This window comes from Mycobacterium noviomagense, from assembly GCF_010731635.1.
Taxonomy (GTDB): domain Bacteria; phylum Actinomycetota; class Actinomycetes; order Mycobacteriales; family Mycobacteriaceae; genus Mycobacterium; species Mycobacterium noviomagense.
In genome coordinates, this window is record NZ_AP022583.1 from 4,690,749 (window position 1) to 4,712,946 (window position 22,198).

The 22,198-nt window shown below is 67.0% G+C and carries 26 protein-coding genes and 1 tRNA gene; 16 read left to right on the top strand and 11 right to left on the bottom strand.

Annotation, left to right across the window (positions count from 1 at the left end; genetic code table 11):
- Positions 1 to 25 precede the first annotated feature (25 nt).
- The 4 genes from G6N15_RS22235 to G6N15_RS22250 all read left to right on the top strand — a co-directional run bounded on the left by G6N15_RS22235 (position 26) and on the right by G6N15_RS22250 (position 1,396).
- Positions 26 to 283, top strand: a complete 258-nt coding sequence (locus G6N15_RS22235; protein ID WP_083088414.1) for a type II toxin-antitoxin system Phd/YefM family antitoxin — start codon at positions 26 to 28, stop codon at positions 281 to 283.
- Entirely contained in the window at positions 280 to 687 is a 408-nt protein-coding gene (locus G6N15_RS22240; protein WP_083088413.1) for a type II toxin-antitoxin system VapC family toxin, read from the top strand. Before G6N15_RS22235 ends, G6N15_RS22240 begins: the two co-directional genes overlap by 4 nt.
- 70 nt (positions 688 to 757) lie before the next feature.
- Complete coding sequence (locus G6N15_RS22245; protein WP_083088412.1) at positions 758 to 964, top strand: CopG family transcriptional regulator; 207 nt, start codon at positions 758 to 760, stop codon at positions 962 to 964.
- 54 nt (positions 965 to 1,018) lie between these two features.
- The gene (locus tag G6N15_RS22250; protein WP_083088453.1) at positions 1,019 to 1,396 is read left to right on the top strand and encodes a type II toxin-antitoxin system death-on-curing family toxin; all 378 of its coding nucleotides are present in this window, start codon (positions 1,019 to 1,021) and stop codon (positions 1,394 to 1,396) included.
- On the opposite strand, the gene G6N15_RS22255 is transcribed toward G6N15_RS22250, so the two are convergent.
- The 4 genes from G6N15_RS22255 to cobC are packed head-to-tail and all read right to left on the bottom strand — an operon-like array spanning position 1,387 to position 5,423.
- Entirely contained in the window at positions 1,387 to 2,490 is a 1,104-nt protein-coding gene (locus G6N15_RS22255; RefSeq protein WP_083088411.1) for a bifunctional RNase H/acid phosphatase, read from the bottom strand. The genes G6N15_RS22250 and G6N15_RS22255 overlap by 10 nt on opposite strands.
- Entirely contained in the window at positions 2,487 to 3,224 is a 738-nt protein-coding gene (locus G6N15_RS22260; RefSeq protein WP_083088410.1) for a zinc ribbon domain-containing protein, read from the bottom strand. Before G6N15_RS22260 ends, G6N15_RS22255 begins: the two co-directional genes overlap by 4 nt.
- A gap of 25 nt (positions 3,225 to 3,249) precedes the next feature.
- Entirely contained in the window at positions 3,250 to 4,371 is a 1,122-nt protein-coding gene (locus G6N15_RS22265) for a Nif3-like dinuclear metal center hexameric protein (protein WP_083088409.1), read from the bottom strand.
- Positions 4,368 to 5,423 (bottom strand): Rv2231c family pyridoxal phosphate-dependent protein CobC, encoded by a 1,056-nt coding sequence (gene cobC / locus G6N15_RS22270; RefSeq protein WP_083088408.1) that lies wholly within the window; start codon positions 5,421 to 5,423, stop codon positions 4,368 to 4,370. Before cobC ends, G6N15_RS22265 begins: the two co-directional genes overlap by 4 nt.
- A gap of 85 nt (positions 5,424 to 5,508) precedes the next feature.
- Between cobC and G6N15_RS22275 the strand changes: the two genes are divergently transcribed.
- From G6N15_RS22275 to G6N15_RS22285, 3 genes are read left to right on the top strand one after another with little or no spacing between them, the layout of a single operon-like run.
- On the top strand, positions 5,509 to 6,201 hold the full coding sequence (locus G6N15_RS22275) for an HAD-IA family hydrolase (protein ID WP_179961763.1): 693 nt from the start codon (positions 5,509 to 5,511) through the stop codon (positions 6,199 to 6,201).
- Complete coding sequence (locus G6N15_RS22280) at positions 6,194 to 6,685, top strand: low molecular weight protein-tyrosine-phosphatase (RefSeq protein ID WP_083088407.1); 492 nt, start codon at positions 6,194 to 6,196, stop codon at positions 6,683 to 6,685. Before G6N15_RS22275 ends, G6N15_RS22280 begins: the two co-directional genes overlap by 8 nt.
- A complete protein-coding gene (locus tag G6N15_RS22285) occupies positions 6,685 to 7,503 on the top strand; it encodes an SURF1 family cytochrome oxidase biogenesis protein (RefSeq protein ID WP_083088406.1) in 819 nt (272 codons plus the stop codon). The genes G6N15_RS22280 and G6N15_RS22285 overlap by 1 nt, the downstream gene beginning before the upstream one ends.
- Here the strand turns inward: G6N15_RS22285 and G6N15_RS22290 are convergent.
- A complete protein-coding gene (locus tag G6N15_RS22290) occupies positions 7,475 to 8,422 on the bottom strand; it encodes a cobalamin biosynthesis protein (RefSeq protein ID WP_083088405.1) in 948 nt (315 codons plus the stop codon). The two genes, G6N15_RS22285 and G6N15_RS22290, sit on opposite strands and share 29 nt — an antisense overlap.
- A 117-nt stretch (positions 8,423 to 8,539) precedes the next feature.
- On the opposite strand from G6N15_RS22290, the gene G6N15_RS22295 reads away from it, so the two are divergent.
- Entirely contained in the window at positions 8,540 to 9,358 is an 819-nt protein-coding gene (locus G6N15_RS22295) for an oxygenase MpaB family protein (protein ID WP_197910675.1), read from the top strand.
- Between the two features lie 3 nt (positions 9,359 to 9,361).
- Here the strand turns inward: G6N15_RS22295 and G6N15_RS22300 are convergent, their stop codons facing one another.
- The gene (locus tag G6N15_RS22300) at positions 9,362 to 9,517 is read right to left on the bottom strand and encodes a hypothetical protein (protein ID WP_163748218.1); all 156 of its coding nucleotides are present in this window, start codon (positions 9,515 to 9,517) and stop codon (positions 9,362 to 9,364) included.
- A gap of 138 nt (positions 9,518 to 9,655) precedes the next feature.
- Between G6N15_RS22300 and G6N15_RS22305 the strand changes: the two genes are divergently transcribed.
- Positions 9,656 to 10,051, top strand: coding sequence for a VOC family protein (locus G6N15_RS22305; protein ID WP_083088404.1), 396 nt, complete (start codon positions 9,656 to 9,658; stop codon positions 10,049 to 10,051).
- Between the two features lie 21 nt (positions 10,052 to 10,072).
- Here the strand turns inward: G6N15_RS22305 and G6N15_RS22310 are convergent, their stop codons facing one another.
- Positions 10,073 to 11,194 (bottom strand): epoxide hydrolase family protein, encoded by a 1,122-nt coding sequence (locus tag G6N15_RS22310; protein WP_372506491.1) that lies wholly within the window; start codon positions 11,192 to 11,194, stop codon positions 10,073 to 10,075.
- Between the two features lie 73 nt (positions 11,195 to 11,267).
- On the opposite strand from G6N15_RS22310, the gene G6N15_RS22315 reads away from it, so the two are divergent.
- The gene (locus G6N15_RS22315; RefSeq protein ID WP_139798060.1) at positions 11,268 to 11,951 is read left to right on the top strand and encodes a cutinase family protein; all 684 of its coding nucleotides are present in this window, start codon (positions 11,268 to 11,270) and stop codon (positions 11,949 to 11,951) included.
- A gap of 11 nt (positions 11,952 to 11,962) precedes the next feature.
- Here the strand turns inward: G6N15_RS22315 and G6N15_RS22320 are convergent.
- The 4 genes from G6N15_RS22320 to G6N15_RS22335 form a co-directional block, all read right to left on the bottom strand.
- Positions 11,963 to 12,034, bottom strand: a tRNA-Val gene (locus G6N15_RS22320).
- Between the two features lie 121 nt (positions 12,035 to 12,155).
- A complete protein-coding gene (locus G6N15_RS22325; RefSeq protein WP_083090008.1) occupies positions 12,156 to 12,617 on the bottom strand; it encodes a peroxiredoxin in 462 nt (153 codons plus the stop codon).
- Positions 12,617 to 13,039: a DUF3052 domain-containing protein gene (locus G6N15_RS22330; protein ID WP_083090009.1), complete on the bottom strand. Its 423-nt coding sequence runs from the start codon at positions 13,037 to 13,039 to the stop codon at positions 12,617 to 12,619. The genes G6N15_RS22325 and G6N15_RS22330 overlap by 1 nt, the downstream gene beginning before the upstream one ends.
- Before the next feature lie 83 nt (positions 13,040 to 13,122).
- Positions 13,123 to 13,740, bottom strand: coding sequence for a hypothetical protein (locus G6N15_RS22335; protein ID WP_139798061.1), 618 nt, complete (start codon positions 13,738 to 13,740; stop codon positions 13,123 to 13,125).
- A gap of 183 nt (positions 13,741 to 13,923) precedes the next feature.
- Here G6N15_RS22335 and aceE point away from each other — a divergent pair, with 183 nt between their 5' ends.
- From aceE to kasB, 6 genes are all read left to right on the top strand, one after another.
- A complete protein-coding gene (gene aceE / locus G6N15_RS22340; protein WP_083090010.1) occupies positions 13,924 to 16,725 on the top strand; it encodes a pyruvate dehydrogenase (acetyl-transferring), homodimeric type in 2,802 nt (933 codons plus the stop codon).
- A 52-nt stretch (positions 16,726 to 16,777) separates the two neighbouring features.
- Positions 16,778 to 18,079, top strand: coding sequence for a PucR family transcriptional regulator (locus G6N15_RS22345; RefSeq protein ID WP_083090011.1), 1,302 nt, complete (start codon positions 16,778 to 16,780; stop codon positions 18,077 to 18,079).
- 131 nt (positions 18,080 to 18,210) lie between these two features.
- Complete coding sequence (locus tag G6N15_RS22350; protein ID WP_083090012.1) at positions 18,211 to 19,119, top strand: ACP S-malonyltransferase; 909 nt, start codon at positions 18,211 to 18,213, stop codon at positions 19,117 to 19,119.
- 170 nt (positions 19,120 to 19,289) lie between these two features.
- Complete coding sequence (acpM, locus tag G6N15_RS22355) at positions 19,290 to 19,643, top strand: meromycolate extension acyl carrier protein AcpM (protein WP_083090013.1); 354 nt, start codon at positions 19,290 to 19,292, stop codon at positions 19,641 to 19,643.
- Entirely contained in the window at positions 19,640 to 20,890 is a 1,251-nt protein-coding gene (gene kasA / locus G6N15_RS22360) for a 3-oxoacyl-ACP synthase KasA (RefSeq protein WP_083090014.1), read from the top strand. The genes acpM and kasA overlap by 4 nt, the downstream gene beginning before the upstream one ends.
- A 28-nt stretch (positions 20,891 to 20,918) precedes the next feature.
- Positions 20,919 to 22,178: a 3-oxoacyl-ACP synthase KasB gene (gene kasB, locus G6N15_RS22365; RefSeq protein ID WP_083090015.1), complete on the top strand. Its 1,260-nt coding sequence runs from the start codon at positions 20,919 to 20,921 to the stop codon at positions 22,176 to 22,178.
- Positions 22,179 to 22,198: the final 20 nt, after the last annotated feature.

Here is a 22,198-nt window from a genome sequence, read left to right on the forward strand (position 1 = left end):
GCTACGAAGATGCTACGCTCGTAGCATGTCGGATGTGGCCTCTCGCGACCTGCGAAACGATACGGCTGGCGTGCTCCGACGTGTCCAAGCCGGGGAGGACATCACCATTACGGTCAAGGGGCGTCCGGTCGCACGTCTGACCCCGGTTGCCCCGCGCCGTCGCTGGCTGACGAAACGCGAGTTCTTGGCCAGATTGCAGCGCGCGCAGGCTGATCCGGGTCTGCGCGACGACCTTGCTGCTCTCGCCGGTGACACCACCGACGATCTCCGACCGATTCGATGACCACCGCGCCGGCGGCCGGAATCCTTGACACATCGGTCTTCATCGCGAGTGAAACCGGTCTGCAGCTCGACGAGATGCTGATCCCCGCCGAGGTCGCCACCACCGTCATCACCATCGCCGAACTCAACGCCGGGGTACTGGCCGCAACCACTTCCGGCATTCGGGCACAACGGCTTCGCACGCTTGAATCCGTGGCCGACATGGAGGCGTTGCCGGTCGACGACGAAGCGGCTCGAATGTGGGCCAGGCTGCGAATCCACTTAGCCGAGAGCCTGCAACGGGTGCGAATCAACGACCTTTGGATCGCGGCCATCGCCGCGTCCCGGGCGCTACCCGTTATTACCCAGGACCACGACTTGGATCCCCTCGACGGCGTGGCCGACTTGACGGTCATCCGGGTTTGAGGCCCAGCTCGGCGCTGCATCTGAGCAGCGCTATGTCGAACTGGTGGTATCACTGCGGTATCATCGGCGCATGGGCATGACTTTGCGCACCAATGCTCAGCAGACTGAGGCGCTGCGCCGGCAGGCTGCGGCCGAGGGGCGGTCGATGCAGGCCGTCGCGCTCTCTGCCATCGACGAGTACATCGCCCGACGGACACACAAGGACAACGTTGCCAGGGCGCTGCAGCGCGTCTTGCGCGAGGAGGCAGGCGTCCTGGAGCGGCTTAAGGACGCGTGACCCGTGCTGATGCCGACGACGGTGAGGCGCGGTCGGCCTCGAGGAATGGCGCCGTTGACTGAGTACCTCGATCTCGACGACCTGTTGACCATCGCCGTGCACGCCGTCGGGGAGAGCGTCGTGGTGGCGGATTACGGGTTGCTCGAATCAGCCCTGGCGCGCCCACGTGCGTCGGTGTTTGGCCAGGATGCCTATCCCGATCTGCACCTCAAGGCCGCCGCATTGTTCCACTCACTGCTGCGCAACCACGCGCTGGTAGATGGAAACAAGCGTCTGGCGTGGACAGCCTGCCGAACGTTCCTTGCCATCAATGGCCAGTGGATCAGCGCACCGGAAGACGCGCGCTTCGAATTCGTGATCCGGGTGGCCAGCGGTGCGCTGGCCGATCTCGACAAGGTTGCGGAGCAACTTCGCACCTGGAGCTACAAGTAATCGGTTTGGTTCACCAGCCGCACCGACGACATGCCGTCGGGGTAGAACTCCGCGATGCTCAACGACGCGAGGTCCAGGTGCAACCGGTACAGGATGCCCGGCCCGGCGTCCAGCGCGATGCGCAGCAGCATCTTGATCGGCGTCACGTGTGACACCACCAGCACTGTCGTGCCGCCGTGCTCAGCGACGATGCGGTCGCGTGCCCGCAGCACCCGCTGGTGGACATGGTCGAAGCTTTCCCCATCGGGCGGTGTGGTGCTGGTGTCGCGTAGCCAGCGGCGATGCAGCTCCGGGTCGCGTTCGGCGGCCTCACCGAACGTCAGCCCCTCCCAGCCGCCGAAGTCGGTCTCCACGAGGTCGTCGTCGACGGTCACGTCCAGGCCCAGCCCTTTGGCCGCCGTCGTCGCGGTGTCGTAGCAGCGCTGCAGCGGTGAGCTGACCACGGCGCTGATCCCGCCGCGCTGCGCGAGATACCGCGCAGCGGCGTCGGCCTGCCGCCACCCCAGATCGGTCAGCGCGGGGTCGCCGCGTCCCGAGTAGCGGCGGTGCACGGAGAACTCTGTCTGTCCGTGACGCAACAGCAGCAGTCGGGTGGGCGCGCCGCGGGCACCCGTCCAGCCTGGCGCACTTGTGGTTTCGCGCACCGGTGCGGCCTGCGCTGCTTCGCCTTCCGGCGGCGCCTGTTCGGCCTGGGCGGCGGCGTCCATGGCCTCATTGGCCAACCGGTCGGCGTGCGCGTTGCGATCGCGCGGCACCCAGGTATAGCTGATCCGCTCGAACCTCGACGCCAGCGCCCACGCCCGCTTGTGCAGTTCGGCAAGGTCAGGGTGCTTGACTTGCCAGCGCCCTGACATCTGCTCGACCACCAGCTTGGAATCCATCATCACCGCGACCTCGGTGGCACCCACCTTCGCCGCCTCGTCCAAACCTGCGATCAGGCCGCGGTATTCGGCGACGTTGTTGGTGGCCCGGCCGATGGCCTGCTTGCTTTCCGCCAGTACCGTCGAGCGGTCGGCGTTCCACACGACGGACCCATAGCCCGCCGGTCCGGGGTTCCCCCGGGAGCCGCCGTCGGCTTCGACGATGACCTTCACCGGTTGAAGTCCTTGACCCGCAACAAGATCGCGCCGCATTCCGGGCAGCGCAGCACGTCGTCTTCGGCGGCCGCCGAAATTCGGGCCAGTTCGCCGCGGTCGATTTCGATCCGGCAGGCACCGCATCGACGGCCCTGCAACGCCCCGGCGCCGGCGCCGCGAGCCGAGCGCTGCCGCTCGTAGAGCGCGATCAACTCTGGATCGAGTCCCGCGATCAGCTCGTCGCGTCGCGACGCGCGCTGGTGGCGGACCTGGTCGATCTCTGACAGCGCGGCGTCGAGGGCCTGCTGGACGCTCGCCAGCTCGGCCTGCAGCGCATCGATCGTCGCCAACTCCGCGGCCTGCTGGGCCTGCAGTTCCTCGCGGCGCTCCATCACCTCCAGCAGCGAATCTTCCAGGCTGGATTGGCGGCGCTGCAGGGTGTCCAGCTCGTGCTGCAGCTCGCTCAACTGCTTGGCGTCCGTTGCGCCGGACTGCAGCAGGGAGCGATCCCGATCCTCGCGGCGGCGCACCGCATCGATCTCGGACTCGTACCGCGACACCTGGGCGTCGAGGTCCTCCAACGCAATTCGCACAGTCGCCAGCCGGTCGTTGGCCGCACTGTGTTCAGCCTGTACCCGCTCGTATTCTTGGCGTTCCGGAAGGTGGCTGGACCGGTAGGAGATGCGTGCCAGCTCAGCATCCAACTCCGACAACTCGAGCAACGAACGTTGTTGCGTCACTGCTGCTTTCATTGCTGCCCCCTCCCAGTGTCTGTCACTAGCTTCCCCCTAAGTTCCACGGATCGGTGCGGATGGCACACACCCGCACCGGCAGCGACTCGCCGAAACGGGACCGCAAGACGTCGGCAGCCTGGTTGCACCACGGGAATTCGCTTGCCCAGTGCGCGACGTCGACCAACGACACATCCGATGCCCGGCGATGCTCGTCGGCGGGATGGTGCCGCAGATCAGCGGTGACGTAGGACTGCACGCCGGCCGCGGCGGCGGTGCTCAGCAACGAATCCCCCGCCCCGCCGCACACCGCGACACGCGACACCGGCAGGTCGGGGTCACCGGCGGCGCGCACCCCCCACGACGTCTGCGGCAAGGCGTTTTCGACGCGAGACACGAACTCGCGCAACGGCTCCGGCTCTGCCAATACGCCGACGCGGCCCAGCCCGGCATCGCTGGGCGGCGGGGCCAGCGCAAAGATGTCGTACGCGGGCTCCTCGTACGGGTGGGCGGACCGCATGGCCGAGAGGACGTCGCGGCGCAGCCGGGCCGGTGCAATCACCTCGACCCGGTCCTCGGCCACCCGCTCGACGGCGCCGACGCTGCCGATGGCCGGCGACGCCCCCTCCTGCGGCAAGAACTGCCCGGTGCCGGTGACGCTCCAGCTGCAGCACGCGTACTCGCCGATGTGGCCGGCGCCGGCCGCAAACACGGCCGCCCTTACCGCCTCGGCGTTCTCGGGTGGCACATAGATGACCCACTTGTCCTGATCCGCGATGGCGGTCCGCGGCTCGAGCACCGCCTCGACGGTCAAGCCGAGCGCCTGCGCCAGCGCGTCGGACACCCCCGGCGATGCCGAATCGGCATTGGTGTGCGCGGTGAACAACGAACGCCCGGACCGGATCAGCCGATGCACGAGCGCACCCTTGGGTGTGCTGGCGGCGACGGTGTCCACGCCGCGCAACAGCAGCGGATGATGCGCCAGCAGCAGACCACCATCGGGCACTTCGTCAACCACTGCCGCCGTCGCGTCCACCGCGATGGTCACAGATTCCACGGCATCGTCGGGGTCGCCGCACACCAGCCCCACCGAATCCCACGACTGGGCAAGCTGCGGCGGGTAGGCGTCGTCGAGCACGTCGATGACATCGCGCAGCCTCACGCTCATCGCGGCACTCCGCTCATCGCGAGCTCGCCGATCGCCTCCACCAGCACAGGCCACTCGGGGCGGACCGCCGCCCGCAAATACCGTGCGTCCAGCCCGACGAAGGTGTCACATCGGCGTACCGCTATCCCCTTGTCCGCCAAGCGCTTTCGTAGCGCCACCGCTTCGGGTATGGAGAACAGCACGAACGGCGCCCGCCCGTCGACCACCTCGGCGCCCACCGACTCCAGCGCGGCCGCCATCTCGGGGCGCAGCGCCGCCAGCCGCTGTGCGCCCGCAGCGGCCTCGGCCACCGCATCCGGCGCGCAAGACGCCGCGATAGCCGCCAGCTGCAGGGTGCCCAGCGGCCAGTGGGCGCGCCGTGCAGTCAACTGGGCCAACACCTCCGGGGCGCCCAGCGCGTAGCCCACCCGCAGGCCGGCCAGCGACCAGGTCTTGGTGAGGCTGCGCAGCACCACCACATCCGGCAACGAGTCACCGGCCAGCGACTCGGGCTCGCCGGGAACCGAGTCGGCGAACGCCTCGTCGACCACCACGACGCGGCCCGAGCGGCGCAGCGCAAGGATCTGTTCGCCAGGGTGCAGCACCGAGGTGGGGTTCGTCGGGTTGCCGACCACGACCAGGTCGGCGTCGTCGGGCACCTCGGCAGCACCCAGCTGAAACGGCGGGGGCAGCACGACATGGTGCACCGGCACCCCGGCCGCGGTCAGCACCGCATCGGGCTCGGTGAACGACGGTGCGATCAGCGCCGCCCGCCGGGGCCGCAGGTTGCTCAACAGCGCGAACCCTTCCGCCGCCCCGGCCAGCAGCGCCACCTCGTCGCGGGCGCGGCCATGGCGGGCAGCCACCGCGTCCCGCGCGGCGCGCTCGTCGTCGGTACTCGGGTAGCGGGCCAGATCCGGTAGCCGGTCGGCCAGCCGCTGCACCAGCCACGCGGGCGGTTGCCGGTGGCGGACGTTGACCGCGAAATCGAGCATGCCCGGTTCGGCCGCCTGATCACCGTGATACCGCGCTCCCGGCGGCGCGATCGAGGCACCGGGGTCCAGACTCGCCACGGGTCAAACAGTAGTGGGCCGCGCCGTCGACCAGCTATCCGGAGCAGCTGACACGACCACGCCGGCCGTCAAGGACAATGAGGACGTGACAGATACGGTCTTGGCTGAATCGGAGTGCCTTCCTTCTCCCGCGAGTCGCCCGCAGTTGGTGATCTTCGACCTCGACGGCACCCTCACCGATTCCGCGGACGGCATTGTCTCCAGCTTCCGCCACGCGCTGCGCCAGGTGGGTGCCGCTGTTCCCGACGGTGACCTGGCCGGCTGGATCGTCGGTCCCCCGATGCACCACACGCTGGCGTCGATGGGCCTTGGTGAGCACACGGAAACCGCGATCGCCGCCTACCGCGCCGACTACAGCACCCGCGGTTGGGCGATGAACCGCGTTTTCGACGGCATGGAGCCGCTGCTGGCTGACTTGCGCGCCGCCGACGTCCGGCTGGCCGTGGCTACGTCCAAGGCCGAACCGACCGCGCAACGCATCCTGGCCCGCTTCGGGCTCGACGAGCACTTCGAGGTCGTCGCCGGCGCCAGCGTCGACGGCTCGCGTAGCAGCAAAACCGACGTGCTGGCGCATGCCCTGGCGCAATTGCAGCCGCTGCCCGAGTGTGTGGTCATGGTCGGCGACCGCTGGCATGACGTGGAAGGGGCGGCCGCCCATGGCATCGACACGGTGGTGGTCGGCTGGGGCTACGGGCAAGCCGACTTCGCAGGCCACAGCGCGCCGACGGTGACGCACGTGGCGACGGTCGCCGAACTGCGGAGGGCGCTCGGTGTCTGACCCCAGACTGCACATCACGTTCGTCTGCACCGGCAACATCTGCCGTTCGCCGATGGCCGAGAAGATGTTCGCCCACCAGATCAGCCAGCGTGGATTGCACGACGCAGTGCGGGTGACCAGCGCGGGCACCGGCAACTGGCATGTGGGCAAATGCGCCGACGAACGGGCCGCCCGGGTGCTCCGCGCGCACGGGTATCCGACCGCCCACTGCGCCGCGCAACTCGACACCGACCACTTGGAAGCCGACTTGCTGGTGGCGCTGAGCCGCAACCATGTCCGGCTGTTGCAGCAGTGGGGCGTCGAGCCCGACCGGATACGAATGCTGCGGTCCTTCGACACTCGCTCCGGCGGGTATGCCCTCGACGTCGTCGACCCCTATTACGGCGACCATGACGACTTCGAAGAGGTCTTCGCGATCATCGAGGCCGCATTGCCGGGCCTGCACCGGTGGGTCGACGAACGGCTCGCGCAGAACGGGCATTGATGCGGCGCTTCGCGTTCCTGCTGCGACCGGGGTGGCTGGCCCTGGCGCTGGTGGTGATCGCGTTCACCTACCTGTGCTTTAGCGTCCTTGCACCCTGGCAACTGGGCAAGAACACGAAGACGTCGCGCGAGAACAAGCAGATCGAGCATTCCCTGACCACTGCACCGGTCCCGCTGAAAGACCTTTTGCCGCAGCAAGACTCGTCAGCACCCGACGCACAGTGGCGCCAGGTGACGGCCACCGGGCATTACCTGCCCGATGCGCAGGTGCTGGCCCGCTTACGGGTGGTCGACGGCAATCCGGCATTCGAGGTGTTGGCCCCGTTCGTCGTCGACGGCGGGCCGACCGTGCTGGTCGACCGCGGCTATGTGCGACCCGAGCAGGGTTCGCGGATACCGCCGATCCCACCGCCGCCGCCCGGCACCGTGACCATCACGGCGCGGCTGCGCAATTCCGAGGCGCCCGTACCAGGCAAAGAACCGTTCGCCAAAGACGGTGTCCAGCAGGTGTATTCGATCAACACCTCCCAGGTGGCAGGGCTGACAGGGGTTCGGTTGGCCGGGTCGTATCTGCAGCTGGTCGACAACCAGCCCGGCGGGCTCGGTGTGATCGGGGTCCCGCGCCTGGATGCCGGGCCGTTTTTGTCGTATGGCATTCAGTGGATCGCATTCGGCATCCTCGCCCCGATCGGCCTCGGCTACTTCGCGTTCTCCGAGGTGCGCGCCCGCCGCCTGGAAAAGAGCCACACGACCGACGCCGCTACTGCGTCGACGACCGTCGAGCAAAAACTCAACGACCGCTACGGCCGACGGCGATGACGCACAGCGCCACCGCCGCCGCGGCCTGCACCACGCGCGAAAGCAGCACCGCGCGGCGCAAGTCGCCCACCGACGGCGTCGGTCCCTCACCCAACGTCGGGCGGATCTGCAGCTGATAGTGGTAGTGCGTGGGTCCGCCTAGGCGCACGCCGAGCGCCCCGGCGAACGCTGCCTCCACCACACCGGCGTTCGGGCTGGGATGTCGCGGCGCATCGCGACGCCACGCTTGCACCGCGTCGCGCGGTGAGCCGCCGACTGCGGGTGCGCACACCACAACCAGCGCCGCGGTCACCCGGGCGGCGACATAGTTGGCAATATCGTCCAATCGCGCTGCGGCCCAACCGAATCGGACATATCGCGGTGAGCGATGCCCGATCATCGAGTCCAAGGTGTTGATGCCGCGATACACCAGCACCGCGGGGACTCCACCCACCGCCGCCCACAGCAGCGGCGCCACATGTGCGTCGGAGGTGTTCTCGGCGACCGACTCCAGCGCCGCCCGGGCCAACCCGGCCCTGTCGAGACGGGCGGGGTCACGTCCGCACAGCGACGGCAGCAACTCTCGCGCGGCTTCGAGGTCGCCGCGGTCCAACAACTCCGACATCGCGTGCGCGGTGCGGACCAGCGAGGCTCCCCCCAACGAGACCCACGTGGCGCCAGCAGTGACCGCAATCGACCACAGCGGTCCACGCCGGTCGGCATCTCGCTGCAGCACCGCAGCCAGTGCGCCCAACGCGCCGATCAACACGCCGACATGAGCGATGCCGGCGGCCCGACTGTCGCGGTAGGTGAACCGCTCCAAATCGGCAGCCGCAGCACCGAAGCCCGCGACCGGATGGCCCCGTCGGGGGTCACCGGCCAGCAGGTCTGCCAGGTAGCCGATCAGGACGCCGACCAGCCGGGTTTGGCGTGTCACCATCCGCACCCCGGCAGGGTCTCATACCGGCGGCATTGGAGAGCGTGAGGGCGTCGGCCGGCCGCAACGCTATCCAGCGGCGTATCTACGTGGTCTACTCGCTTATATGGAGAACGGCTCATGACGAAACGGGCCGCGACCCGCGTCGCCGACCTGCTGAACCCCGCGGCGATGCTGTTGCCCGCGGCGAACGTGATCATGCAGTTGTCGCTTCCCGGAGTTGGCTACGGCATGCTGGAAAGCCCGGTGGACAGTGGCAATGTCTACAAGCATCCGTTCAAGCGGGCTCGCACCACCGGCACGTACCTGGCGGTGGCCACCATCGGAAGCGACGCCGACCGCGAGCTGATTCGCGCGGCCGTCGATACCGCACACCGGCAGGTTAAGTCGACGGCACAGAGTCCGTTGTCCTACAACGCCTTTGATCCGCAGTTGCAGCTCTGGGTAGCAGCGTGCCTGTATCGCTACTTCGTCGACCAACACGAGTTCCTGCACGGGCCGCTCGACGACGCCACCGCCGACGCGGTCTACCGGGACGCCAAGCGGTTGGGCACCACGTTGCAGGTGCGTGAGGATATGTGGCCGCCGGACAGGGTCGCGTTCGACGAGTACTGGAAGCGCTCGCTGGATCAGCTGCGCATCGACCCGCCGGTACGCGAACACCTGCTCGGCGTGGCCTCGCTGGTGTTTCTGCCGTGGCCGTTGCACGCGGTCGCGGGACGGTTCAACCTGTTCGCGACGACCGGCTTTCTGGCACCGGAGTTTCGCACCATGATGAACCTCGATTGGTCGGACTCCCAGCAGCGGCGCTTCGAGTGGCTATTGGCCGCGCTGCGGTTGGCCGACCGGCTCATTCCACACCGGGCATGGATCCTGGGCTATCGGATCTACCTGTGGGACATGAGATTTCGCGCCCGACGTGGATGGCGAATCGTGTAGCGGCTAGCCGAATGCGACCAGCAACACCATGGCGATCATGCACAACACCGCCATCCAGAACCACGGCTGCAGCAGAATCCGCTCTTGGGTTTCATCCGTCTTCTTGGGCGTCTTGGGCCGACTCGAAGTCGTGCGTTCGGGCGTCAGTTGTGAAGTCATGCTAACTATCGTTACCGATTTGCCGACGACCGTAAACGTGGCGTTCGCCTCATTGCCCGAGATTTGCGGCGTAGATCACACTTCTGAGCTGACCCGCTCGTGGCGGGCCGGCGAATCGTCTAGCAGAAAGGCGGATCCATGGCGTTCCCGGCGCTCAACCACGTCGCGGTGACGGTGCACGATATCGAGGTCAGCGGCCCCTGGTACCGCACCTTGTTCGGCGCCGACCCGCTGCTCGACGAGCACACCGACGCCGGCTTCCGGCACCAGGCATGGATTCTGGCCGGAGGCACGATATTCGGTATCCACCAGCACGACCAACCGGCGGCCGGCGAGAAGTTCAGCGAGTTTCGCGTCGGCCTCGACCATGTCGGCTTCGGCTGCGCCAGCCGCGCCGAGCTGGAGAACTGGGAGACGCGGCTGGGCGAGCTCGGTATCGCGCACGGCGGCATCGTCGACGCGCACTACGGCTCAGGCCTGAGCTTCCGTGACCCGGACGGGATCGCCCTGGAGTTCTTCGCGCCACCCGGGTGAATCGGCAAGCGACGCAGCGCGTCAGCGTACCGTCGCGAAGAACGCGCGTACGTCGTCGACAAACAGGTCGGTCTGCTCGAACGCCGCAAAGTGTCCGCCGCGCGGCATGGTCGTCCAGTGGGTGATGTGGTAGTTGGGCTCACACCAGTGTCGTGGTGCGCGCAGGATTTCCTTTGGGAACATGGCCACGCCCGTGGGCACTTCGACCCGGCCCATCCCGCCCCAGACGCGAAAGCTCTCCCAGTACAAGCGGGCTGACGACGCGCCGCTAGCGGTGACCCAGTACATCATCACGTTGTCGAGCAGCTCGTCGCGGCTGAGCACGTTCTCGGGGTGCCCGTCGCAGTCCATCCAGGCCCAGAATTTCTCGACAATCCAGGCCATTTGCCCGACCGGCGAATCGACCAAGCCGTAGCCCAATGTCTGCGGCCGGGTGGACTGCTGCTTGGAATACCCTGTGCCCCAACGCCGATGCTCTGCCAGGTCCGCGAGGACACGCTGCTCTTCCTCGGTCAGCTCGGTGAGATCAGCGGGGGGACGACCGATCGGCATATTGAGGTGAATCGCGGCGCAGTGACCGCGGTTGCGGCCGATCTGGGTGGTGACGGCGGCGCCCCAGTCGCCGCCCTGCGCGCCGTAGCGGTCGTATCCCAGCCGCAGCATGAGGGTTTCCCAGGCTCGCGCAATCTTTTCGACTCCCCACCCGCTGCGAGTGGGCTTGCCGGAGAAGCCGTAGCCCGGAAGCGACGGGCAGATCACGTGAAACGCATCTTTGGGCCGCCCGCCGTGCGCCGTGGGATTGGTCAACGGCTCGATGACCTTGTGGAACTCGACGATCGAGCCGGGCCAGCCGTGGGTGATGATCAGCGGGAAAGCATCCGGGTCCGGCGACCGTTGGTGGATGAAATGGATGTCCAGCCCGTCGATTTCGGTGACGAACTGATCAAATCGGTTGAGCGCGGCCTCCCGGGAGCGCCAGTCGTAGCCTTCGGCCCAGTACCGAGCCAGCTCGCGCGTGTAGCCCAACGGAATTCCCTGACTCCAGTCGTCCACGCACTCGGCTTCCGGCCAGCGAGTACGCGCCAACCGCGACCTCAAATCGTCGAGAACGTCGTCGGCAACGTCGATGCGGTACGGCCTGATCTCGGTCATGCATTACATAGTCGCCGATTGCGGTTTTGGTCCGCAGCGCGTCCCCGGATGTCAGGATTGAGACGTGAGCGGGCACCACTTCGCTCATTGGTTTGTTGCCGCGGCGCTGACGGTCCCCGCGACGCCCTTCAACGCACTCATCGCGCCGGCGTCCGCTGCTGCCTGCCCCGACGTGGAGGTGACTTTCGCGCGCGCCACCACCGAGCCGCCGGGTGTCGGCGTGGTCGGACAGGAGTTCGTCGATTCCCTGCGTTCCCAAGTGGGTGGCAGGTCCGTCGGGGTGTACCCCGTCAACTATCCGGCCACTTTCGATTTCGCCCCGTCGGCGAACGCCGGCGCCAATGATGCGAGCGCTCACGTCCAGTCCATGGCCGCGAACTGCCCCAACACCAAGATCGTTCTCGGTGGTTACTCGCAGGGCGCGTTGGTGATCGATCTGATCACTATCGCCCAAGCACCGGTTGCGGGCTTTGTCCCCGATTCGCTACCGCAGGACGTGGCCGATCACGTTGCCGCGGTCGCTGTCTTCGGAAATCCATCGGACAGATATCTGGGGGCGCCGATCAGCGCGATCAGCCCGTGGTACGGGGCCAAGGCGATCGACTTGTGTGCGGACGGAGATCCGGTGTGCACGCCAGGGCCGCTGACGCCGCCCTCACAAGAGGAGATGTCTTCCCCAGCCCATCTGTCCTATGCCCATTCCGGAATGCCCGGGCAGGCTGCGGCTTTCGCGGCGAGTCGCGTCTAGGCAACGCTCGGTGGGCGCGGACGGGATCGAACCGCCGACCGCTGGTGTGTAAAACCAGAGCTCTACCACTGAGCTACGCGCCCCGCCCCGCGGAGGCTACACGCCCGGCGGCCAGGGCCCCAAAAACCGAAACCCGCGACGAACGTGCACAGAATGCCGCGCCTGCTCGGCGTGTCGCACGCAAACACGCACACTCGCGCAAAGTCAAACCTTCAGCGCCGCCAACGCGTCGGTCCACAACCGCTGGTCACGGGCTTCGCCGGGCTGCTTCATCTCGGCGAAGCGGATCACCCCCGAGCGATCGACGACAAAGGTGCCGCGGTTCGGGAATCCGGCGTCCTCGTTGAAGACGCCGTAGGCCTGGCTGACCGCGCCATGCGGCCAGAAGTCCGAGAGCACCGGAAACAGGAAACCGTTCTCGACCGACCACACCTTGTGGGTTGGTGGCGGGCCCACCGAAATGGTCAACGTGGCGCTGTCGTCGTTCTCGAACTCGGGCAGGTGATCGCGCAGCTGGTCGAGTTCGCCTTGGCAGATTCCGGTGAAGGCCAGCGGGAAGAACACCAGCAGTACGTTTTTGGCGCCGCGGTAGCTGCTGAGAGTGACGGGTTGCTGGTTCTGGTCGCGCAGTGTGAAATCCGGCGCGGTCGACCCGACGGGCAACATCAGCGTCGTCCGGCGCGCGACTTCGGCTGCACCAGCCGGCTGGCGCTCCAGTCACCGAGGTTGACCGACGAAGTCGGCATCAGGCCCGCCGTGGGCGCCGACTCCGCGATCTCAGCGGGCAGCACGTGCCCGGGCCGGCCGGTCTTAGGGGTGAGCACCCAGATCACCCCATCGTCGGCGAGCGGCGTGATCGCGTCCATCAAGGTGTCCACCAGATCGCCGTCACCGTCACGCCACCACAACAACACCACGTCGACAACCTCGTCGGTGTCTTCGTCGAGCAGCTCGCCACCGCACGCGTCCTCCACGTCGGCGCGGATGTTGTCGTCGGTGTCCTCGTCCCATCCCCACTCTTGGACAACCTGCCCTCGTTGGATGCCCAGTTTGCGGGCGTAGTTCGGGGCGTCATCCGCCGCGACCACCGTGGGACCTCCTTCAACTTCTCAATCGCGCCGTGCGATGCGCACTATCGTCGCACAGCAAGGTGCCGACCTACACCGGTGACTCAAAAGGAGGCAAGGCACAGTTTCAACGCCTTTGTCTTGGTGTCGTTGAGCTGATCGACTCGCCGGTTGAACTCCTGCGTCGGCGCATGCGAGGCAATCGCGTTGGCCACCGAACGGGCAGCGTCGACATAGCCGTTGAGCCCGTCGCGCAGCTGCTGCGACAGTACGGCGCTCAGACTGCCGGCCACAGTGTCGGCGGTGTTGTTGAGCGCTTCGATGGCCGGACCTTCGGTCGGGCCGGTGTCAGCCCCTTGATTGAACGCCCCGACAAACGCATTCACCTTGTCGATGGCGTCCTTGCTGGTCGTGGCGAACGACTCACACGCGGCGCGCACCGCCTTGGTGGTCAGTGACTGCTGCCGCTGAGACTCCCGGACTCGTGACGTCGCCGACGAGGCCGACACCGACGCGGACACCGACGCCCGGTAGGCCGGGGCAACCGCCGTGTCAGCCGCCGGGGTGCCCTCGGTGATGCTGGTGCAGCCCACAATGCCCATCACCAGCGCGGCGACGCCGCCGAGCGCCAGGGCGCCGATTCGCACGCGACGCGCAACCGGACCGCCCGTTGCCGGGTCTGTGGATCCGCGCGGCATCAGGGCAGACCATCCGATCAGCACAGTTCGTGACGTTACCGGTTCGCCATCCCGGCTGCCCTCGACGCCCGGCGACGATGTGCCCCTCGCCGGATTCCGCCCGCCCGCACCGCGATGGGCCCGGGTGCGGCACGATAGAAGACGACGACAGCTTTCCCGCGGCGGAACCCGTGAGAAGCTGATGAACCGCCAAACAAGGAGCGGAAGTTGACTACCGAGTTCGTGCGCCACGATCTGGCCAAAAACTCAAGCAACACAAGCGAACACGACCGTGTACGGGTGATCCGCGAAGGGGTCGCGTCCTACCTGCCGGACATCGACCCCGAGGAAACATCGGAGTGGCTGGAGTCCTTCGACGAGTTGCTGGCCCGCTCGGGGCCGGCGCGGGCACGCTATCTGCTTTTGCGGATGCTGGAACGCGCCGGCGAGCAACGGGTGGCGATCCCGGCGCTGACGTCGACCGACTACGTCAACACCATCCCCACCGAACTGGAACCGTGGTTCCCCGGCGACGAGGACGTCGAGCGCCGCTACCGCGCCTGGATCCGGTGGAACGCGGCCATCATGGTGCACCGCGCCCAGCGCCCCGGCGTCTCGGTGGGCGGCCACATCTCGACCTACGCCTCCTCGGCGGCGTTGTACGAGGTCGGCTTCAACCACTTCTTCCGCGGCAAGTCCCACCCGGGCGGCGGCGACCAGGTTTTCATCCAGGGCCACGCCTCCCCCGGCATCTACGCGCGCGCCTTCTTGGAAGGACGACTGTCCGCAGATCAGCTCGACGGCTTCCGTCAGGAGCACAGCCATCCCGGCGGCGGGCTGCCGTCGTACCCGCATCCGCGGCTGATGCCCGACTTCTGGGAATTCCCCACCGTGTCGATGGGTATCGGCCCGATGAACGCTATCTACCAGGCCCGGTTCAACCACTACCTGCACGACCGCGGCATCAAAGACACCTCCGATCAGCACGTGTGGTGCTTCTTGGGTGACGGCGAGATGGACGAACCCGAAAGCCGCGGGCTCGCGCATGTCGCCGCGCTGGAAGCCTTGGACAACCTGGCCTTCGTGATCAACTGCAACCTGCAGCGCCTCGACGGCCCGGTGCGCGGCAACGGCAAGATCATCCAGGAGCTCGAGTCGTTCTTCCGGGGTGCGGGCTGGAACGTCATCAAGGTGATCTGGGGCCGGGAGTGGGACGCGTTGCTGCACGCCGACCGCGACGGCGCGCTGGTCAATCTGATGAACGTCACGCCCGACGGCGACTACCAGACCTATAAGGCCAACGACGGCGGTTATGTGCGCGAGCATTTCTTCGGCCGCGATCCGCGCACCAAGGATCTGGTGAAAAACCTTTCGGATCAAGAGATTTGGAACCTCAAGCGCGGCGGTCACGACTACCGGAAGGTGTATGCGGCTTACCGCGCTGCGGTGGAGCACAAGGGCCAGCCGACCGTCATCTTGGCCAAGACCATCAAGGGCTACGCGCTGGGCAAGCATTTCGAGGGCCGAAACGCCACGCATCAGATGAAAAAGCTGACGCTGGAAGACCTTAAAGAGTTCCGCGACACCCAGCGCATCCCGGTGTCGGACGCTCAGCTCGAAGAGGATCCCTACCTGCCGCCGTACTACCACCCGGGCCCGGAAGCCCCGGAGATTCGCTACATGCTCGACCGGCGCCGCGCGCTCGGCGGGTTCGTGCCCGAGCGTCGCACCAAATCCAAGGCGTTGACGCTGCCGGGCCGCGACACCTACAAGTCGCTGAAAAAGGGATCGGGCACCCAGGAGGTCGCCACCACCATGGCGACGGTGCGCACGTTCCGGGAAGTGTTGCGCGACAGCGGAAAAGATGGAGTTGGTCACCGCATAGTCCCGATCATTCCTGACGAGGCGCGCACGTTCGGGATGGACTCGTGGTTTCCGAACCTCAAGATCTACAACCGCAACGGCCAGCTGTACACCTCGGTCGACGCCGATTTGATGTTGGCGTACAAGGAAAGCCAAGCCGGTCAGATCCTGCACGAGGGCATCAACGAAGCCGGGGCGGTGGCCAGCTTCACCGCGGCGGGCACGTCGTACTCGACGCACAACGAGCCGATGATCCCGGTCTACATCTTCTATTCGATGTTCGGTTTTCAGCGCACCGGCGACGGCCTGTGGGCAGCGGGCGATCAGATGGCGCGCGGATTCCTGCTGGGCGCCACCGCCGGACGCACCACGCTCACCGGCGAAGGCCTGCAGCACGCCGACGGCCACTCGCTGTTGCTGGCCAGCACCAACCCGGCGGTGGTCTCCTACGATCCGGCCTTCGCCTACGAGGTCGCGTACATCATCGAAAGCGGCCTGGCTCGCATGTACGGCGAGAACCCGGAAAACGTCTTCTTCTACATCACCGTCTACAACGAGCCGTATGTCCAGCCGCCCGAGCCGGAGAACTTCGACCCCGAAGGTCTGCTGCGCGGCATCTACCGGTACCGGTCGGCCAGCGAGCAGCGCGCCAACACCGCCCAGATCCTGGCGTCCGGGGTCGCTATGCCGTCGGCGCTGAAAGCCGCCGACATGTTGGCCGCCGAGTGGGATGTCGCCGCCGACGTGTGGTCGGTGACCAGTTGGAGCGAGTTGAACCGCGAAGGGGTGGCCATCGAGACCGAGAAGCTGCGCCACCCGGAGCGTCCGGCGCGGGTGCCCTATGTGACGCAGGCGCTGACCGAATCCAGCGGGCCGGTGATCGCCGTGTCGGACTGGATGCGGGCGGTTCCTGAGCAGATCCGGCCCTGGGTGCCGCGGCGCTACGTCACGTTGGGCACCGACGGGTTCGGTTTCTCCGATACCCGGCCCGCCGCCCGGCGCTACTTCAACACCGACGCGGAGTCCCAAGTTGTGGCGGTGCTGGAGGCGCTGGCCCGAGAGGGCGAGATCGACCCGTCGGTGGCCGTCGCGGCGGCACGGCAATACGAGATCGCCGACGTGCGGGCCGCGCCGGCGCAGACGTCTGACCCGGGCCCCGGCGCCTAGCAGACCCGCGCGCTTGGCGGGAACATCCACAAATGGGGCGTAAGTTTTAGGGATGCCTGACAAACAGTTCGCGGCCCTGCCACGTTCGACGCTCGAGCTGCTGGACACCGTGCCCGAGTCGCTGCTGCGCCGGCTCAAGCAATACTCGGGCCGGCTGGCCACCGAAGCCGTCTCGGCGATGCAGGATCGGTTGCCGTTTTTCGCCGAGCTGGAAGCCTCGCAGCGCGCCAGCGTGGCGCTGGTGGTGCAGACCGCGGTGGTGAACTTCGTCGAATGGATGCAGGATCCGCGCAGCAATGTCAGCTACACCGCCCAGGCCTTCGAACTGGTGCCCCAGGATCTGACCCGCCGGATTGCGCTGCGCCACTCGGTCGACATGGTGCGGGTCACCATGGAGTACTTCGAAGAAGTCGTGCCGCTGCTGGCCCATTCCGAAGAGCAGCTGACGGCGCTGATGGTGGGCATCTTGAAGTACAGCCGCGATCTGGCCTTCACCGCCGCCACCGCCTACGCCGACGCGGCCGAAGCTCGCGGCACCTGGGACAGCCGAATGGAGGCCAGCGTCGTCGACGCGGTGGTGCGCGGTGACACCGGGCCCGAGCTGCTCTCTCGGGCGGCCGCGCTGAACTGGGACACCACCGCGCCGGCGACGGTGGTGGTGGGCACCCCGGCACCGGGCAGGGACAGCCAGGGGGACAGCCGCAAAGCCAGTCAAGACGTCCGGGATGTGGCGGCCCGGCACGGTCGCGCGGCTCTGACCGACGTGCACGGCACCTGGTTGGTGGCGATCGTGTCCGGTCACCTGTCACCCACCGAGAAGTTCTTGGGTGACCTGCTGGACGCGTTCTCCGACGGGCCGGTGGTGATCGGCCCCACAGCGCCGTCGCTGACAGCGGCCTACCACAGCGCCAGCGAAGCGATCTCCGGCATGAACGCCGTCGCCGGCTGGAGCGGGGCGCCGCGGCCCGTGCAGGCACGAGAGCTACTGCCAGAACGCGCCCTGATGGGCGACGCGTCGGCGGTCGCGGCGTTGCACACCGACGTGATGCGGCCGCTGGCCGACGCGGGCCCGACGCTCACCGAGACTCTCGACGCCTACCTGGACTGCGGCGGCGCGATCGAGGCGTGCGCCCGAAAGTTGTTCGTTCATCCAAACACGGTGCGCTACCGACTCAAGCGCATCGCCGAATTCACCGGCCGCGATCCCACCGATCCGCGCGACGCGTACGTCCTGCGGGTGGCTTCCACGGTCGGCCACCTGGCCTACCAGATGCATCACTCCAGCATCGGAAACCCGACGGCGACCCCGCCGGCGGCGACCAAGCTCACATCGCTGGGTGCCCGCCACGCCTAGTGAGAGATCGCGGCACGATATCAAACGCATCGCATCCAAGGGTGTTTTGTGGGAGCTCCACAAAAACCTAAGACAAGGTTCATAATCTGTTACACCCCGCAAAACCGTCTTCACAGTGTTCTCTTAGACACGTGATCGCGTTGCTCGCGCCCGGACAGGGCTCGCAGACACCCGGAATGCTCGCGCCCTGGCTGGAACTGCCCGGCGCGGCAGAACAGATCGCGGCGTGGTCGGCGGCGAGCGGTCTGGACCTGGCCCGGCTGGGCACCACCGCGTCGGCCGAAGAGATCACCGACACCGCCGTCACCCAGCCCCTGGTCGTTGCCGCCACGCTGCTGGCCCACCAGGAGCTCACCAGGCGCGGTTTGTTCAACGACACCGACCTGGTCGTTGCCGGCCACTCCGTCGGCGAGATCGCTGCGTACGCGATCGCCGGCGTCATCTCTGCCGACGACGCCGTTTCGCTGGCCGCCACCCGCGGCGCCGAGATGGCCAAGGCGTGCGCGCTCGAGCCGACCGGGATGTCGGCGGTGCTCGGTGGCGACGAGGCCGACGTGCTGCGCCGGCTTGAGGAGCTCGAGCTGGTGCCGGCCAACCGCAACGGCGCAGGCCAGATCGTCGCGGCCGGCCCGCTGAACGCGCTGGACAAGCTCGCCGAAGACCCGCCGGCCAAGGCGCGGGTGCGTCCGCTGGGCGTGGCCGGGGCCTTCCACACCGAGTTCATGTCGCCGGCCCTCGAGGGCTACGCGGCGGCCGCGGCCAACGTCGCGACCGCCGAGCCCACCGCCACGCTGCTGTCGAACTACGACGGTCAGCCGGTATCGTCGGCGCAGGCGGCGATCGAAAAGCTGGTCGCCCAGCTGACCCGGCCGGTGCGTTGGGATCTGTGCACCGAAACCCTGCGTCAGCGCAATGTCACGGCGATCGTGGAGTTCCCACCCGCGGGCACTCTGGCCGGGATCGCCAAGCGGGAACTTCGGGGCGTTCCGACGCACGCAGTCAAATCCCCCGCAGACCTCGAGGGGTTGGCGCAGTTGTAACGCTTACCAAGCTTTGGCACGAGGCGAAGGCCTCGTCGCCAACCCGGGGCAACAACCGAATAGCACGACTTCGCTACCCATTTGAGATACGTCACGCACCAGATACCGCACGTAACGCACAAACCGCACGTTTTCACCAGTAACACAACACATTACGAAGGGAAGCCACTGTGCCCGTCACTCAGGAAGAAATCATCGCCGGCCTCGCCGAGATCATCGAAGAGGTCACCGGTATCGAGCCCTCCGAGGTCACCCCGGAGAAGTCGTTCGTCGACGACCTGGACATCGACTCGCTGTCGATGGTCGAGATCGCCGTGCAGACCGAGGACAAGTACGGCGTGAAGATCCCCGACGAGGACCTCGCCGGACTGCGCACCGTCGGTGACGTCGTCGAGTACATCCAGAAGCTCGAGGAAGAGAACCCCGAAGCGGCCGAGGCGATCCGCGCCAAGATCGAGGCGGAGAACCCCGACAAGGTCGAGGCCGTCCGGGCCCGGATTGCGGAAGCGCAAGCCGAGAAGTGACCAGACCTTCCACTGCTAACGGCGGTTACCCCAGCGTTGTGGTAACCGCCGTCACGGCGACGACGTCCATCGCGGCGGACATCGAGGGCACGTGGAAAGGCTTGTTGGCCGGCGAGAGCGGCATCCACGTCCTTGAAGACGACTTCGTCTACAAGTGGGATCTGCCGGTCAAGATCGGCGGTCACCTCAAGGATCCCGTCGACGCGCACATGGGCCGCCTGGACCTGCGGCGCATGTCGTACGTCCAGCGGATGGCCAAGCTGCTCGGCGGCCAGTTGTGGGAGACCGCCGGAAGCCCGGAGGTCGACCCGGACCGGTTCGCGGTGGTCGTCGGCACCGGTCTCGGTGGCGCCGAGCGGATCGTCGAGAGCTATGACCTGATGAACGAGGGCGGGCCCCGCAAGGTGTCCCCGCTCGCGGTTCAGATGATCATGCCGAACGGGGCCGCTGCGACGGTCGGTCTGCAACTGGGCGCCCGCGCCGGAGTGATGACCCCGGTGTCGGCGTGCTCGTCCGGTTCGGAAGCCATTGCGCATGCGTGGCGGCAGATCGTCATGGGCGACGCGGACATTGCGGTCTGCGGCGGCGTCGAGGGCGGCATCGAGGCGCTGCCGATCGCGGCGTTCTCCATGATGCGAGCCATGTCGACCCGCAACGACGACCCGGAGGGCGCGTCCCGTCCGTTCGACAAGAACCGGGACGGGTTCGTGTTCGGCGAAGCCGGCGCGCTCATGGTGATCGAGACCGAGGAACACGCCAAGGCCCGCGGCGCAACCATTTTGGCCCGCCTGATGGGCGCCGGTATCACCTCCGACGCCTTCCACATGGTGGCGCCTGCGCCCGACGGAATCCGTGCCGGTAAAGCGATGATCCGCGCGCTCGAGCTGGCGGGCTTGTCGCCTGAGGACATTGACCACATCAACGCTCACGCGACTGCTACCCCGATCGGTGACACGGCTGAGGCCAACGCCATTCGGGTCGCCGGCTGCGAACATGCTGCGGTGTATGCGCCGAAGGGGGCGCTGGGTCACTCCATCGGCGCGGTCGGTGCGCTGGAGTCGGTGCTCACGGTGCTCACCCTGCGAGACGGTGTCATCCCGCCCACCCTGAACTACGAAACACCCGATCCAGAAATCAATCTCGACGTCGTCGCGGGCGAACCGCGCTACGGCAACTACCAGTACGCGATCAACAACTCGTTCGGATTTGGCGGGCACAACGTCGCGCTTGCCTTCGGGCGTTACTGACAGTCAGGAAGGAACTTTTCCGACACTCATGACAGAGCTGGTTACGGGGAAAGCGTTCCCCAATGTGGTTGTCACCGGCATGGCCATGACAACTGCCCTGGCATCTGATGCGGAAACCACGTGGAAGATGCTGCTGGACGGCCAAAGTGGTATCCGCAAACTCGACGATCCGTTCGTGGAGGAGTTCGACCTGCCGGTGCGCATCGGCGGGCATCTCGTCGAGGAGTTCGACAGCCAGCTGTCGCGGATCGAGAACCGCCGGATGGGCTACCTGCAGAAGATGGCCACCGTTCTGGGCCGGCGGGTATGGGACAACGCCGGCGCCCCCGAGGTCGACACCACGCGGTTGGCGGTGTCGATCGGCACCGGCATGGGGTCTACCGAGGAGCTGGTCTTCGGCTACGACGACATGCGCGTGCGCGGCATGAAAGCGGTGTCCCCGCTGGCCGTGCAGATGTACATGCCCAACGGCGCGGCCGCCGCAGTCGGTCTGGAGCGCAAGGCTAAGGCCGGGGTGATGACGCCGGTGTCGGCGTGCGCGTCCGGTTCGGAGGGCATCGCGCGGGCCTGGCAGCAGATCGTGCTCGGTGAGGCCGACATCGCGGTCTGCGGCGGCGTGGAGACCAAGATCGAGGCGGTGCCGATCGCCGGCTTCGCGCAGATGCGCATCGTGATGTCGACGAACAACGACGACCCGCCGGGCGCCTGCAGGCCGTTCGACAAGGACCGCGACGGGTTCGTGTTCGGCGAAGCGGGCGCGCTGATGGTCATCGAGACCGAAGAGCACGCCAAGGCCCGCGGCGCAAACATTTTGGCCCGGCTGATGGGTGCCAGCATCACCTCCGACGGCTTCCATATGGTGGCGCCGGACCCCAACGGTGAACGTGCTGGATATGCCATGACGCGCGCGATCCAGCTTGCCGACCTTACTCCCGGCGACATCGATCACGTCAACGCCCACGCCACCGGTACCTCCGTCGGTGACCTGGCCGAGGGCAAGGCCATCAACAACGCGCTGGGCCCCCATGGCGGAAACGCGGCGGTGTACGCGCCCAAGTCCGCACTGGGCCACTCGGTCGGTGCTGTCGGCGCGGTGGAGTCGATCCTGACCGTACTCGCGTTGCGGGACCAGGTCATCCCGCCGACACTGAACTTGGTCAATCTCGACCCGGAGATCGACTTGGACGTGGTGGCCGGAAAGCCGCGGCCAGGAGACTACAAGTACGCGATCAACAACTCGTTCGGATTCGGCGGGCACAACGTCGCACTCGCCTTTGGTCGGTACTGAGCCGAGCACCAATCAAAGAG